General features: G+C 70.6%; 14 protein-coding genes. 7 read left to right on the forward strand and 7 right to left on the reverse strand.

Annotation, left to right across the window (positions count from 1 at the left end; genetic code table 11):
* Positions 1-19 precede the first annotated feature (19 nt).
* The 4 genes from AB0B91_RS38180 to AB0B91_RS38195 are packed head-to-tail and all read right to left on the reverse strand — an operon-like array spanning position 20 to position 3,826.
* Entirely contained in the window at positions 20-1,480 is a 1,461-nt protein-coding gene (locus AB0B91_RS38180; RefSeq protein ID WP_358330547.1) for an NAD(P)H-hydrate dehydratase, read from the reverse strand.
* 9 nt (positions 1,481-1,489) lie between these two features.
* Positions 1,490-1,840 (reverse strand): holo-ACP synthase, encoded by a 351-nt coding sequence (locus AB0B91_RS38185; RefSeq protein WP_358330550.1) that lies wholly within the window; start codon positions 1,838-1,840, stop codon positions 1,490-1,492.
* A gap of 22 nt (positions 1,841-1,862) precedes the next feature.
* Positions 1,863-2,402, reverse strand: a complete 540-nt coding sequence (locus AB0B91_RS38190) for a hypothetical protein (RefSeq protein ID WP_358330553.1) — start codon at positions 2,400-2,402, stop codon at positions 1,863-1,865.
* A gap of 32 nt (positions 2,403-2,434) precedes the next feature.
* On the reverse strand, positions 2,435-3,826 hold the full coding sequence (locus tag AB0B91_RS38195) for a PLP-dependent aminotransferase family protein (RefSeq protein WP_358330556.1): 1,392 nt from the start codon (positions 3,824-3,826) through the stop codon (positions 2,435-2,437).
* Between the two features lie 91 nt (positions 3,827-3,917).
* Between AB0B91_RS38195 and AB0B91_RS38200 the strand changes: the two genes are divergently transcribed.
* Entirely contained in the window at positions 3,918-5,048 is a 1,131-nt protein-coding gene (locus AB0B91_RS38200; RefSeq protein ID WP_358330558.1) for an aminotransferase class V-fold PLP-dependent enzyme, read from the forward strand.
* Here the strand turns inward: AB0B91_RS38200 and AB0B91_RS38205 are convergent.
* Complete coding sequence (locus AB0B91_RS38205; RefSeq protein ID WP_358330560.1) at positions 5,045-6,463, reverse strand: alkaline phosphatase PhoX; 1,419 nt, start codon at positions 6,461-6,463, stop codon at positions 5,045-5,047. The genes AB0B91_RS38200 and AB0B91_RS38205 overlap by 4 nt on opposite strands.
* Positions 6,464-6,661: 198 nt before the next feature.
* Here AB0B91_RS38205 and coaA point away from each other — a divergent pair, with 198 nt between their 5' ends.
* The gene (gene coaA / locus AB0B91_RS38210; RefSeq protein WP_358330564.1) at positions 6,662-7,579 is read left to right on the forward strand and encodes a type I pantothenate kinase; all 918 of its coding nucleotides are present in this window, start codon (positions 6,662-6,664) and stop codon (positions 7,577-7,579) included.
* On the opposite strand, the gene AB0B91_RS38215 is transcribed toward coaA, so the two are convergent.
* Positions 7,551-7,688 (reverse strand): hypothetical protein, encoded by a 138-nt coding sequence (locus AB0B91_RS38215; RefSeq protein ID WP_219531460.1) that lies wholly within the window; start codon positions 7,686-7,688, stop codon positions 7,551-7,553. The genes coaA and AB0B91_RS38215 overlap by 29 nt on opposite strands.
* A 63-nt stretch (positions 7,689-7,751) precedes the next feature.
* On the opposite strand from AB0B91_RS38215, the gene AB0B91_RS38220 reads away from it, so the two are divergent.
* Genes AB0B91_RS38220 through AB0B91_RS38240 form a run of 5 tightly spaced genes read left to right on the forward strand, consistent with a single transcriptional unit; the run spans position 7,752 to position 12,110 of the window.
* Positions 7,752-8,678: a DUF389 domain-containing protein gene (locus AB0B91_RS38220; RefSeq protein WP_358330567.1), complete on the forward strand. Its 927-nt coding sequence runs from the start codon at positions 7,752-7,754 to the stop codon at positions 8,676-8,678.
* A 40-nt stretch (positions 8,679-8,718) separates the two neighbouring features.
* Positions 8,719-9,627 carry an ABC transporter ATP-binding protein gene (locus AB0B91_RS38225; RefSeq protein WP_358330570.1) on the forward strand — a complete coding sequence of 303 codons (909 nt, stop codon included), beginning with the start codon at positions 8,719-8,721 and terminating at the stop codon, positions 9,625-9,627.
* Positions 9,620-10,480: an ABC transporter permease gene (locus tag AB0B91_RS38230; RefSeq protein WP_358330572.1), complete on the forward strand. Its 861-nt coding sequence runs from the start codon at positions 9,620-9,622 to the stop codon at positions 10,478-10,480. The genes AB0B91_RS38225 and AB0B91_RS38230 overlap by 8 nt, the downstream gene beginning before the upstream one ends.
* Positions 10,477-11,391 carry an ABC transporter ATP-binding protein gene (locus AB0B91_RS38235; protein ID WP_358330575.1) on the forward strand — a complete coding sequence of 305 codons (915 nt, stop codon included), beginning with the start codon at positions 10,477-10,479 and terminating at the stop codon, positions 11,389-11,391. The genes AB0B91_RS38230 and AB0B91_RS38235 overlap by 4 nt, the downstream gene beginning before the upstream one ends.
* A complete protein-coding gene (locus AB0B91_RS38240; RefSeq protein WP_358330578.1) occupies positions 11,391-12,110 on the forward strand; it encodes an ABC transporter permease subunit in 720 nt (239 codons plus the stop codon). The genes AB0B91_RS38235 and AB0B91_RS38240 overlap by 1 nt, the downstream gene beginning before the upstream one ends.
* Here AB0B91_RS38240 and AB0B91_RS38245 read toward each other — a convergent pair.
* Entirely contained in the window at positions 12,094-13,575 is a 1,482-nt protein-coding gene (locus AB0B91_RS38245) for a class I adenylate-forming enzyme family protein (RefSeq protein ID WP_358330581.1), read from the reverse strand. The genes AB0B91_RS38240 and AB0B91_RS38245 overlap by 17 nt on opposite strands.
* Positions 13,576-13,580: the final 5 nt, after the last annotated feature.

The following is a 13,580-nucleotide window of genomic DNA, read 5'->3' on the forward strand; positions in this document are numbered from 1 at the left end:
GCGACGACCGCCCTCCGGCTCACCTGGGAGAACGCGATGCGCCCCGCAGCATGCGGATCGCCGCCGGCACCGCCTCGGCCACGTCGGCGGCGGTCAGCGGGGCGTCGTCTGCCGCGATCCGCCCCGCCAGCCCGTGCAGGTAGGCCCCGCACGAGCCCGCGTCGAAGCAGTCGAGCCCCTGCGCCAGCAGCGCGCCGGCCACGCCGGAGAGCACATCGCCCGTGCCACCGGTGGCCAGCCACGCGGTGCCGGTCCCGTTGACGCGTACCGGCAGGTCCCGCGCGGCCACGACCGTGGTCGAGCCCTTGAGCAGCACGGTCACGCCCAGCTCCGCCGCCGCCCGGCGGGCGTGTTCGAGCCGGCCCGCCTCGATCGCCGCGCGGTCGGCCCCCAGCAGCCGCGACAGCTCCCCCGCGTGCGGCGTGATCAGCACCGGCGCGGTACGGCGGAGCAGCGCCCTGTCCCCGGCGACCAGGGTCAGGGCGTCGGCGTCGATCAGGACGGGCACGTCACTGGCCAGCACCCTGGCGGCCAGCTCGTGCGCCCAGTCACCGGTGCCAAGACCCGGTCCCAGCACCCATGCCTGCACCCGCCCGACCTCGTCGATCGACGGCTCGCTCAGCTCGGTGATGACCGCCTCGGGCCAGCGGGCGCGTACCTGGGTCACCGGCTCCGCCGGCCCCACGTAACGCACCATCCCCGCGCCCGCGCGCAGCGCCCCGCCCACGGCGAGCACGGCGGCGCCCGTGTAGCGGTCACTGCCCGCCGCTACACCCAGGACGCCCCTGCGGTATTTGTCGGACTCGCCCATCGGGTGCTTCAGCAGGCCGTAGACGTCATGGTGGGAGAGCGACACCACGTCGGGGTCGGGCAGGTAGGGGTCGAGCCCGATGTCGATCAGCTCCAGCTCGCCCACGTAGCTCGCGCCCGGATCGACGAGCAGCCCGGTCTTGCGGGCTCCCATGGTCACCGTCACCTGGGCCGCGACGGCCGCCCCGGCCACCTGACCGGTGCTCGCGTCGACGCCGCTGGGCACGTCCACCGCGACGACCAGGCCGGGCGCGGTGTTGGCCGCCTCGGCCAGCCGTGCGTACGGCTCCCGCAACGCGCCGGTCGCCCCGATGCCCACCAGCCCGTCGACGATCAGCTCGGCCCGGTCGAGGGCGTCCGGGCCGGCGATGGTGCCGCCCGCCCGGCGGAACGCCTCCAGACCGGCCTCGTGGGTCTTGGCGCCCGCCAGGACGGCCTCGACCCGGGCGCCGCGTCCGGCCAGCCGGGCTCCGGCGTAGAGGGCGTCGCCGCCGTTGTCACCGCTGCCGATGAGCAGCAGGACGCGCGTGCCGTACACCTTGCCGAGCAGGCCGGCGCAGACGGCGGCCAGGCCGGCGGCGGCGCGGTCCATGAGCGTGCCGTCGGGCAGTCGCGCCATCAGCGCGCGCTCGGCGGTCCTGATCTGGTCGGCGGTGTAGGCGGTAGGCATGATCCGAAGCTATCCTTCCGCGATCACGTAGGCCATCGCCACACCGGCGTCATGGCTGAGCGAGACGTGCCAGCGCTTGACGCCCAGGCCGTAGGCGACTTCGGCGGCCTTGCCGGTGACGTGGAGCTCGGGCTTGCCGGTCTCGTCGCAGCGCACCTCGGCCTCCAGGTGCCCGAGCCCTCTCGGCGCGCCGAGCGCCTTGGCGACGGCCTCTTTGGCGGCGAACCTGGCCGCCAGCGAGTGCACCGCGAGCGGCCGTTCGACCTCGGTGAACAGCCGCTCGCGCAGCCCCGGCGTGCGCTCCAGCGCCGACTCGAACCGCGCGATGTCGACGACGTCCACGCCGATGCCCAGGATCATCCCCTCAGGTTAACGGGCGCGCCTACAACCAACTGGCCCGGACGCTGTCGGCCGACCCGTCATCGGGCCGCGTGCCGAGCTCGCCCTTACCCAGCCTTGCGAGCAGGCGGCTGACGCTGTCGATGATCTCGGGAACGCACCCGCGCAACGCGGCCACGTCCGCCGCGATCGACTCGTCGCGATCGACCCCCGCCTTCTCCAGCACGGCGTCCAGATCCGCCAGCTTGCCCGCCAGCCACGTCAGGGGATCACTCGACAGCTCCTTGTCGAACACGCGTGGGCCCGGGTTCCATTCGGTGAAGGCCGGGTGGTGATGGGTCCGGTCGAAGCTGCCGGGGCGGCCGTCGACCGATTCCAGCAGGTCGACGCGCCAGATGGGCCGGTCGACGTTGATGGGCCGCGCCGAATAGATGGACCCTTTCAGCTGCCCTCGTTCGAGCATCCGTATTTCGAGACGTACGCCGTGCTCGGCTCCCTCCTGGCCCTTGCCCGGGTTCGGATCGACGAAGTACAGATCGCTCACGGCCACGCCGATCCGCTCAAAACCGAAGATGTACAGCATGCTTTGGAGTATGAACAACCGCTTGGCCGCCTTCAACAGAGGGCTGCCAGCCTCCGTACGCCCTCGGCCAGTTCGGCGGCGTCGGCCGTGGCGGCGAATCCGAGGCGCAGCCACGCGGCGGGCACCTCGGTGGCGAAGAAGCGGCTGCCCGCGCTGACCGCGACCCCGAGCTGCCGGGCGGCGCCGGCGACCACCGGGTCGCTCAGCCCGTCGGGCAGGCGGACCCACAGGTGCAGCCCACCGGCGGGCACCCGCGCGATGGTCCAGCCCGGCAGTTCGCGCGCGACGGCGGCGGCCAGTTCCCCGCGCCGCTCCCGAAGGGCCGTGGCCAGCGTGCGCAGGTGCCGTTCCCAGGCCGGCGAGCTGACCAGCTCCAGTGCGGCCTCCTGAAGCGGCCGGGTGACGAAGAAGTCGTCGACCAGGCGGACCGCCCGCAGCCGCGCCATCACGGGCCCGCGCGCGATCAGCGCCCCGATGCGCAGGCTCGGCGCGGCCGGTTTGGTGAGCGAGGTCAGGTAGACGACGGTGCCGTCACGGTCGTCGGCCACCAGCGGAGGCGGCACGGGCCCGCCATGGCCGAGGTGCCGGGCGAAGTCGTCCTCGATCACGAACGCACCCGCCGCCCTGGCCACCTCGACCACCTGACGGCGCCGCTCGGGCGCCAGCACCGCGCCGGTCGGGTTGTGGTGGGCCGGCTGGCAGTACAGCACCCGCGCGCGGGTCAGCTCGAACGCCTCGGCCAGCAGATCGGGCCGCAGACCGTCGGCGTCCATGGGCACCGGCACCGGGCTGAGCCCGGCCGCGCGGGCGGCGGCCATCGCTCCGGGGTAGGTGGGCGACTCCACCAGCACCGGGTTGCCGGGGCCGACGATGGCGCGGAACGCCATCGACAGCGCACTCTGCCCGCCCGCCGTGATCAGCACGTCGTCCGGGGTGACGCCGCCACCCGCCATGGTGGCGAACACGGCGCGCAACGGCGCCAGGCCGGCCGCGGGCGCGCGGTCCCACGCGTCGGGGCGGCGGGCCGCGCGGCCCAGTGCCGCGGTCAGTGCCCGCGTCGGCTGCAGCGATCGATGCAGGTAGCCGCCGTCCAGCATGATCGTCCCGGCGGGTGGCGGGCCGAGCGCGTCGGTCAGTGAGCGGGTGTCCACGGCCCGGTCGGTGAGCGCGACCGTCTGCCAGGCGGTGTCGGCGACCGCGGCGCCCTTCCTGGCGCGCGGCGCCACGAACGTGCCGCTGCCCGGCCGGGTGATCACCGCGCCTTCGGCGGCCAGCGCGGCGATGGCCTGCGACACGGTCACCGGGCCCACCCGGTAGCGCTGGACCAGGTCGCGGCTGCTGGGCAGGCGGTCACCCGGCGCCATCCCGGACAGCAGGGCACGCAGCCGCACTGCCAGCTCCGCCGAACTGCTACTATCCGACATGAAACTGGATAATAGCGCTTTCAATAGCAGCTCTGAACCGCTACTCGACGTCGAGGCCCTGCGAGCCGACACTCCAGGGTGTAAGCAGGTCGTGCACTTCAACAACGCCGGATGCGGGCTGCTGGCCGCTCCGGTGCTGGCCACGATGGTCGACCACCTGCGACTGGAAGCCCAGATCGGCGGCTACGAGGCGGCGGCCGCCCGCGCCGGCCAGGTCCGCGAGTTCTACGCGGAGCTCGCCGGCCTGATCAACTGCCATCCGGAGAACATCGCGTTCGCCGGTAGCGCCACCCACGCCTTCGCCACGGCCCTGTCCGCGATCCCGTTCGAGGCCGGCGACGTCATCCTGACCACGCGCAACGACTTCATCTCCAACCAGATCGCGTTCCTGTCCCTGCGCAAGCGCTTCGGCGTGCGGGTCGTGCACGCGCCGGACGCGCCGGAGGGCGGCGTGGACGTGGCGGCGATGGCCAGGCTCATGCGGGTGCACCGCCCCCGGCTGGTGAGCGCCACCCACATCCCCACCAACTCCGGGCTGGTCCAGCCGGTCGCCGAGATCGGCCGCCACTGCCGCGAACTGGACCTGCTGTACATGGTCGACGCCTGCCAGTCGATCGGCCAGCGCCCCATCGACGTGGCCGAGATCGGCTGCGACCTGCTCACCGCCACCTGCCGGAAGTTCCTGCGCGGACCGCGCGGCTCGGGCTTCCTGTACGTGTCGGACCGGGTACTCAAGGCGGGCTACGAGCCACTGTTCATCGACATGCACGGCGCGCGCTGGACCGGGCCGGACCGCTACCAGCCCGCCAAGTCGGCCTCGCGGTTCGAGGAGTGGGAGTTCCCGTACGCGACCGTGCTGGGCTGCGCGGCCGCCGCCCGCTACGCCCGCGGAATCGGCGTCGAGGCCATCGCGCGCCGCTCGCCCGCGCTCGCCGCCCGGCTGCGTGACCTGCTCGACGCCGTTCCGGGGGCACGGGTGCTCGAACAGGGCCCTGAGCTGGGCGCCATCGTCACCTTCACCATCGAGGGCTGGCAGCCGGAGCCGTTCAAGGCGGCGATGGACGCACGGCGGATCAACTCGGCGCTCAGCTTCCGGGAGTTCGCCCAGTTCGACTTCGGCGACAAGGACGTCGACTGGTGCCTGCGCCTGTCACCGCACTACTACAACACCGAGGAGGAGGTGGACCAGGTGGCCGCCGCGGTCGCGGAGCTGGCCGTCTAGAACGAGCCCCGCTGCCAGGGTCCCCAGATGGCGAAGGACATGCCCTCTTTGGACTGGATGTTGACGTACAGGGTGTGACCGCCGGGGCCGAAGGTGGAGCCCGCGAACTCCGCGCCCGGGTCTCCTTCCACCGGCTCCAGGCGGGCGAAGTCGAAGATCTCTCCCTTTTTGGTGAGGCCGCGCAGGAAGTTGTCGCCGTCGCCGTCCTCGCAGAGCACCAGCGTGCCGCGGGGGCTGGCCGTCACGTTGTCGGGCAGGTCCAGCACGGACGAGCGCGGCGACTCGTACACGAGCCTGAGCCGCCCGGTCCACGTCTCGTACGCCCACACCTGCCCGCGTCCCTTGCCGAACCCGGACGGCGGCGTGTCACCCTCGGCGGTGGCGCCGCCCTGGGTGGAGCAGAAGTACACGACGCCCTGGTGGTAGATGGCCCCTTCGAGCCGGGAGAAGATCGCCGCGCCCTCGGCCCGGCCCTGCTTGCCGACGGCCTGGACGGCATCGTCGTTCGACGGCTTGCCGGTGAAGGTGGGGTCGGGGTCGTCGATGGTCACCCATACCGTGTTGTACGTGACGCCGGCCCGCTGCCCCTTGGACAGGTCCTTGTGCGGGGAGCCCTTGATCGCGAGCATCTGCAGCCGGCCGCCGTCGAGCAGCCGCCCCGCCTTGAGCGGGTGCTTCGGCGGCGTGTAGCGGTAGAAGCCGGAGGCGAACGCGAAGCAGTCCTCGGTCAGGTAGAGGGCCCCGGCCTGCGGGTCGAACGCGGCCGACTCGTGCGCGAACCGGCCGGCCGCCTTGATCGGCTTGGCGTTGGAGGTGCCCGACACCGGCACCTCGAAGATGTAGCCGTGCTTGCGGGTCAGCTTGCTGTTGTCGTTGCCGTTGAAGTCGTTGGCCACGTCGGGGCCGTTGACGGTCTCCTCGCAGCTCACCCAGGCGTTCCAGGGCATGGGGCCGCCCGAGCAGTTCATCATGGTGCCGTTCAGCGACGGGGCGCTCTTGAGCACCTCGCCGTAACGGGTGACCTGGAGGGTCGAGGTGCCGCCGCCGGCCGCCGGGTCGTAGGCCTTGTCCTTGTCCCCGAACGCGCCGACCGGCCCGGCGACCTCGTGGTTGCGCACCAGGATCGCGGTGTCGCGCGGGCCGCGGAACGCGGCCATCCCGTCGTGCTTGCCCGGCACGATGGAGCCGTCGGAGTATTTGCTGCCCGCCGGGCTGAAAGAGCGGTACTTGAACCCCTCGGGCAGGTGCAGCCGGACCTTCCCGTCACGCGCGTCGCGCACCGCCTTCAGCGGTCCGTACCCGGTCGCCAGGGCGACGCCGCCTCTGGCGCCCGCGCAGGCGACTCCGGCGAACGGCCCGGCGATGCCGGCCGCGGCGGCCAGACCTGCTCTGGTCAGAAAGCGACGACGATCCACAAGGCCTCCCAGGGCTCGGTATCCGAACAGTAGCCTCTGACAAATCGCCGCATGCCCCGTTTCACCGAGATCCCAGGCGGGAGCCGCCACCCATACCCAGAACTGCGACCAAGTAATCCCATGTCTTTATCCACAGGCTGTGGACAAAGATTGGCACCCGTCGAGAGCGCGTTTGGACGTCGTCGCTACGCTGCCAAGGTGAACAACGGCTACGTTGAACTGAGCAGGGAGCAGTGGAGCGAACTCCGCAAGAACACGCCCTTGACTCTCACCGCGGCAGAGCTGGAAGAGCTGCGTGGCGTCGACGATCCCATCGACCTCACCGAGGTCACCGACATCTACCTCCCCTTGACCCGGCTGCTGAATCTCCACTTCACCGGGTCCAAACAACGCAGTAACGTGCTGAACGCCTTTCTCGAGCATCCGGGGCAGCGCGTGCCGTACATCCTGGGCATCGCGGGCAGCGTCGCGGTCGGGAAATCGACGACGGCGCGGCTTCTGCACACGCTGCTGGCCCGCTGGCCGGAACACCCGCACGTGGAGCTGCTCACCACCGACAGCTTCCTCTACCCCAACGCGGTGCTGGAATCCAAGGGGATCATGCACCGCAAGGGATTTCCGGAGAGCTACGACCGCAGGGCGCTGGTCAGGTTCGTGGCCGAGGTCAAGGCCGGGCAGTCCGAGGTGCACGCCCCGGTCTACAGCCACCTCGAATACGACATAGTCCCTGGCGCAAAACAAGTGGTGAAAAATCCGGATATCTTGATCATCGAGGGGTTGAACGTGCTTCAGCCCGCCCCGCCCACGTCCCTGGCGGTCAACGACTACTTCGACTTCTCGATCTACGTCGACGCCAAGGTGGAGGACATCCGGGCCTGGTACGTCGACCGCTTCCACAAGCTCCGCCGCACCGCCTTCGAAGACCCCCAGTCGTACTTCAAGTACATCGCCGACCTGTCCGACGAGGAGGCGACGGAGTTCGCGGTCAACGTCTGGCGCGACATCAACGAGCGCAACCTGGTCGAGAACATCGCCCCCACGCGCGGCCGCGCCAGCCTGGTCATGCAGAAAGGCGCCGACCACTCCGTCAGGCGGGTACGGCTTCGCCGAACCTGAACGCCTCCTCGAACAGGTAGGCGGCGAACCTGCCCGCGCACCCCTGATCGTCGATGTCGGCGAACCAGCAGTCCTCGCCCTCGTCGTGGCACCTGAACGTCTCCCTCATGCGAAAAACCCTCGCGTACCACTGTCAACACATCATCAACATCCGATCGACAAGAATGACCCGGTGCTACATCTGCGATTGATCTGCCCGTCCGCCCGTACCGGCGAGGTGACGACCGTGCTCGACGAGTGCACGGGCGTCACCAACGTCGCCGTGCTGCCCGGCGCGGCCCGCGAGCCGGCCGGCGATCTGATCCTCTGCGACGTCGCCCGCGAGGCGGCCAACGAGGTGATCAGCAGGCTCAAGTGGGTGCAGGACGAAGGGTCCATCGCCGTCGAGCAGATCCACCTGGCCCTGTCCAAGGTGGCCGCGGACGCCGTCGAGGAGGCTCCCGGCGACCCCGACGACGCGGTCGTCTGGGAGGAGCTCGCCCACAAGGTGCAGGCCGAGTCGCGCATCACATGGGCGTACCTGGCCTTCCTCGCGATCGCCACGCAGCTCGCGGGCATCGGCGTCCTGCAGAACTCCCCCATCCTGATCGTCGGCGCGATGGTGCTCGGCCCCGAGTTCGGCGCGATCGCGGCCATCTGCTTCGGCCTGCTCCGCTTCCGCGGCCATCTGATCATCACCTCGGCCAAGACCCTGGTCATCGGATTCGCGGTGGCGATCGCGATCACGTTCGCCTGCGCGCTGGTCTCGCGCTGGATGGGCTGGATCGACCTGTCCAATCTGCGGGTCAACGAGGAGGTCCAGTTCATCGTCAAGCCCGACCGCTGGTCGTTCATCGTGGCGCTGCTGGCGGGCGCGGCCGGGGTGCTGTCGATCACGGCCGGCAAGTCGTCTGCCCTGATCGGCGTCTTCATCTCGGTCACCACGGTCCCCGCCGCCGGCTACGTGGCCGTGGCGCTGGCGCTCAGTGACTGGGACGAGGTCGCGGGGTCGGTCGCGCAGCTCGCGCTGAACATCGTCGGCATGCTCATCGCGGGCACCGTCACCCTCGCGGTCCAGCGGAAATTCTGGCCTCAAGTAGGACATCGTTCATCCGTGTGAACGAGGCCACACCCCACCCCCGGCCAGTAGGGTCCAGATCATGCACATCCTCGCTACCGAGGGGCTGACCAAACGCTTCCCGACCGTCACGGCACTCGACCAGCTGACGGTCAACGTCGGGTCCGGCGTCACCGGCCTGGTCGGGGCGAACGGCGCGGGCAAGTCGACGCTGATCAAGATCCTGCTGGGCTTACTGCCACCGACCGGGGGCGGCGCGCGCGTGCTCGATCTCGACGTGACCACGCAGGGCGCCGAGATCCGCAGGTTCGTCGGTTACATGCCCGAGCACGACTGTCTCCCCCCTGACGTGTCCGCCACCGAGCTGGTCGTCCACCTCGCCCAGATGTCCGGGCTGCCGCGCACGGCCGCCCGAGAGCGCGCCGCCGACGTGCTGCGCCACGTGGGACTGGCCGAGGAGCGCTACCGCGCCATCGGCGGCTACTCCACCGGCATGAAGCAGCGCGTCAAGCTGGCCCAGGCGCTCGTGCACGACCCCAAGCTGATCTTCCTCGACGAGCCGACCAACGGGCTCGATCCGCGTGGCCGCGACGAGATGCTGTCGCTGATCAGGCGCATCGGCACCGACTTCGGCATCAGCGTGCTCGTCACCTCGCACCTGCTCGGCGAGCTGGAGCGGATCTGCGACCACGTGATCGTCATCGACGCGGGCCGGCTGCTGCGCTCGTCCGCGATCGCCGAGTTCACCCAGGCCACGCAGACCGTCACGGTCGAGGTCGAGGAGGGCACGCAGCCGCTCGCCGAGCGGCTGTCCGAGCTCGGCCACTCCGCCACCCAGCACGGCCGCCTGCTGGTGGTCGAGGTGACGGGTCCGGAGACGTTCGACGCGATCCGTGACGCGACCGTCGATCTCGACCTCTGCCTGATCCGGCTGGAGCAGGGCCGCCATCGCATCGAGGACGTCTTCAGGGAGGAGGCGGCGAATGTCTGAGATCTATGACATCGGTTACCGCCATTACGACGGTCCGCGACTCGGCCGCGGCTACTCGACGCGCGCCCTGACCGTCCACAGCCTGCGCGGCGTCTTCGGCCTCGGCCGTACGGCACGCAGCAAGATCATGCCATTCGCCCTGGCCTTCATCATGCTGCTGCCCGCGATCGTGTCGATCGCGATGATGGCCCTGCTGAAGCAGCACGGCATGAGCTACACCGGCTTCGCGGTCTACATGCAGACGGTCCTGGCGATCTTCCTGGCCTCGCAGGCCCCGACGGTGGTCGCGCCCGACCTGCGCCACCGGGTACTGCCCCTGTATCTGTCACGTCCGGTCACGATCACCGAGTACGTGACCGCCAAGGTCACCGCCATGACCGTGGCGCTGTTCCTGCTGATCGCCGTGCCGCTGACGCTGATCTACGTGGGCGAGCTGCTCATCGACCTCGACGGGCCGCCGCAGACCAAGGAATACCTCGGGGCCATGGCCATGGCACTGCTGCTGTCGATCCTGCTGTCGTCGTTCGGCCTGGCCATCGCCTCGCTGACGCCCAGGCGCGGGCTCGGCGTCGCCTCCATCATCGCCGTCTACCTGCTGACCTCGGCCTCCACCCCGATCATGTTCGCCGCGCTGGATTCGTCGGGCTACCGGTCGGCTGCCGCTTGGGCCTGGCTGATCCACCCGTTCTGGCTGGTCGACGCCGTACAGGTGTGGCTGTTCAACACCACGTCCAACGCGCTGGACGGCAGCGGCTACCCGCCGGGGCCCGCCCCGGCGATCATCGTGGTCGTGCTCATCGCGATCGGACTGGGGGCGCTCGCGGCGCGCTACCGGAAGGCGGCCGCCCGATGAACATCGAACTCGCACAGGTCTCGCGCTGGTACGGCAACGTGGTGGCGGTCAACGACGTCACGATGACGATCGGTCCCGGCGTCACCGGCCTGCTCGGTCCCAACGGCGCGGGCAAGTCGACGCTGCTGCACATGATGGCCGGGTTCCTGGCCCCCTCGGGCGGCACAGTGACGATGGACGGCACCCAGATCTGGAAAAATCACCACATCTACCGGAACATCGGCCTGGTTCCTGAACGGGAAGGTGTCTACGGGTTCCTCACCGGCTGGCAGTTCGTTCTGTCCGCCGCCAGGCTGCACGGCCTGGCCGATCCGGTCGAGGCCGCCCGCAAGGCGCTGGCCACGGTCGAGATGGAGGAGCCCAAGGACCGCCGCGTCGAGACCTACTCCAAGGGCATGCGCCAGCGGGTGAAGGTCGCCGCCGCGCTCGTCCACGACCCGCCGGTGCTGCTGCTCGACGAGCCGTTCAACGGCATGGACCCGCGCCAGCGGATGCACCTGATGGACCTGATCCGCGCGATGGGCACGGCGGGCAAGACGATCCTGTTCAGCTCGCACATCCTGGAAGAGGTCGAGCGGGTCGCCCAGCAGATCGAGGTACTGGTCGCGGGCAGGCACGCCGCCTCGGGCAACTTCCGCGAGATCCGCCGGCTGATGACCGACCGGCCGCACCTGTTCAGGATCCGGTCGAGTGACGACCGGAAGCTCGCGGCCGCCCTGATGCTCGACAGCTCGGCGGGCGGCGTGGCACTCGGCCCCGACGGGCTGGAAGTCCAGGCGACCGAGTTCCGGCGCTTCGCGCGACTGCTGCCACGCGTCGCCCGCACCGAAGGCATCCACCTGCACCAGGTCTCCCCCGCCGACGAGGACCTGGAGAGCGTGTTCGCCTACCTGATCAACAGGAGTACCTGATGAACACGGTCGTTGCAGGGATCACCTACCGGGCGCTGCTAGGCAGGCGCCGGATTGTCCTGCTGCTTCTGCTGCCGTTGGCGCTGATCGCCCTGGCGGTCATGCTGCGCCTGTTCGGCGGCGCCAACGACCCGCACTCGGCCGAACTGCTGATGGAGAAGTTCGCCATCGGCACGATGCTCCCGCTGCTCGGCCTCATCGCGGGGACCGGGGTGATCGCCCCGGAGATCGACGACGGCACGATCATCCACCTGATGTCCAAGCCGATCTCCCGGCCGGTCATCGCGCAGACGAAGTTCCTGGTGGGCGCCTCGCTGCTGGCGGTGTTCGCGGCGGTCCCGACGTACTTCGCGGCCTGGCTGCTGGTGGGCAACGAAGACGACCTCGCGGTCGGCTTCGCACTCGGCGCGCTGGTCGCGGGCATCGCCTACGCCGCGGTGTTCCTGCTGCTCGGCATCATCACCCGGCACGCGGTCACGATCGGGATCATCTACGCGCTGCTGTGGGAGACGCTGGTCGGCTCGTTCGTACCGGGGGCGCAGAAGTTCTCCATCCAGCAGTGGGCCAACACGATCGCCGACCAGATCTCCGACAACCCGTTCCTGAAGACCAACGTGACGCTCGGCTTCGCCGTGCCGGCGCTGATCATCGTGACGCTGGGCGCGGTGCTCTGGGCGGGACAGCGGCTGCGCGTCTTCGCCCTCACGGGCGACGAATAGCCGCACGCAGCGCCGCCCGGTCGAGCTTGCGCCTGCTGGATCGCGGGAAGTCCGCGAGCACCGCGATCCGGTCGGGCAGCGCGCCCACGTCGACCAGCGCGGGCAGCCGGGCGCGTACGGCCGCCTCCTGGAAGCCGTCGCCCGGCACCAGCGCCAGCACGACCTCCTCGTCGCCGGTGACCGGATCGGCCAGGCCGACGATAGCGGCGTCGGCCACGCCGGGCAGCGCCGCGATGGCCGGTTCGTACAGGCTCGGGTAGATGTTGAACCCGTCGCGAAGGATCATGTCCTTCTTCCGGCCGAGCAACACGAGGCGGCCCTGTCCGTCCAGACGTACCAGGTCGCCGGTGGCCACCTCGTCGTGCGGCGGCTCGCCCAGGTAGCCGCGCGCCAGGTGCGGGCCGCTGACGATCAGCTCCTGGTCCTCGGTGAACCGCACGCCGACGCCCGGCAGCGGTGCGCCGAGCAGGTCTCCCTCCGCGCAGGCCAGCTTCTCCGCCGCGCTCGCCAGTGCGATGGGCAGCGCCTCCGTCATCGCGTAGATGCTCAGCACCTCCGCGCCCGGCGCGGCGGCGATCGCCTTCCGCAGTACGGCCGGCGGCGCGGGAGCCGAGCCGAGCAGCAGGTGGCGCAGGCTCTCCGGCAGCCGTTCCACCCGCTCGACGAGGGCGGCCAGCTCGACGGGCACGCAGTACAGGTGGGTCACCCGGCGCTCGAAGATCAGCTTGTCCTGGCCGGGCATCGACCAGGTGGCGCCGCCGATGAGCGCGGGCAGGCCCAGCATCAGGCCGTCGGTGTGGACGACGTCGCCGGGTTCGACGGGGAAGCGGTCCCTGAAGATCTCCAGCCCGGCGGCGAGGGACGCGCGGGTGTGCACGACGGCCCTGGGGTGCGCGGTGGTGCCGGAGGTGAAGATCACCGCCGCCGGATCGTCCACGTCGCCGGTGACGGTACCGGTCAGCGGTCCGTTCAGGCCGCGTAAGCGTACGGCGTCCCTGGGCACGCCGGGCAGCCGGCGACCGGTGTAGGCGTGACGCAGCTCCAGCTCCGGCAGCGGATCGCGGAGGTCGGGCAGGAGCACGCCCCGGCGCCTGGCCAGGGCGCGCAGCGGCGCGAACGACGTGACGGCGTACAGCAGCGACCCCGCCACCACCCAGCCCGGCCGGGCCAGCCGGAGCCGGGCCTGGAGGATCTCCGGCGCGAGACCGGGATCGGCGAGCACCAGCACCCCACCTGCGGCGACCACGCCCAGCGCCACGGCGATCGCGTCCGGCGACGGCTCGACGGCGTAGAGCACGCCGTCCCCGCGCGCGAGCCCCTCGGCCACCAGCCGGTCGCGGATGCGCAGCGCCCGCTCGCGCAGCCCGCCGAACGTCAGCTCCCGCCCCCGCGCCCCCACGATCGCCGTCGCCCCCGGCGTACGCTCACAGGCGGCGAACACCTGAGCCAGCAGATCGCTCCCCATCCCAC

It is taken from the genome of Nonomuraea sp. NPDC049141, assembly GCF_040648415.1.
Classification (GTDB): domain Bacteria; phylum Actinomycetota; class Actinomycetes; order Streptosporangiales; family Streptosporangiaceae; genus Nonomuraea.

Bases quoted from the DNA above. Each gene is read 5' to 3' on its own strand.
- AB0B91_RS38180 (WP_358330547.1), bottom strand. From the start codon at position 1,480: ATGCCTACCGCCTACACCGCCGACCAGATCAGGACCGCCGAGCGCGCG.
- AB0B91_RS38185 (WP_358330550.1), bottom strand. From the start codon at position 1,840: ATGATCCTGGGCATCGGCGTGGACGTCGTCGACATCGCGCGGTTCGAG.
- AB0B91_RS38190 (WP_358330553.1), bottom strand. From the start codon at position 2,402: ATGCTGTACATCTTCGGTTTTGAGCGGATCGGCGTGGCCGTGAGCGAT.
- AB0B91_RS38195 (WP_358330556.1), bottom strand. From the start codon at position 3,826: ATGTCGGATAGTAGCAGTTCGGCGGAGCTGGCAGTGCGGCTGCGTGCC.
- AB0B91_RS38215 (WP_219531460.1), bottom strand. From the start codon at position 7,688: ATGAGGGAGACGTTCAGGTGCCACGACGAGGGCGAGGACTGCTGGTTC.
- AB0B91_RS38225 (WP_358330570.1), top strand. From the start codon at position 8,719: ATGCACATCCTCGCTACCGAGGGGCTGACCAAACGCTTCCCGACCGTC.
- AB0B91_RS38230 (WP_358330572.1), top strand. From the start codon at position 9,620: ATGTCTGAGATCTATGACATCGGTTACCGCCATTACGACGGTCCGCGA.
- AB0B91_RS38235 (WP_358330575.1), top strand. From the start codon at position 10,477: ATGAACATCGAACTCGCACAGGTCTCGCGCTGGTACGGCAACGTGGTG.
- AB0B91_RS38240 (WP_358330578.1), top strand. From the start codon at position 11,391: ATGAACACGGTCGTTGCAGGGATCACCTACCGGGCGCTGCTAGGCAGG.
- AB0B91_RS38245 (WP_358330581.1), bottom strand. From the start codon at position 13,575: ATGGGGAGCGATCTGCTGGCTCAGGTGTTCGCCGCCTGTGAGCGTACG.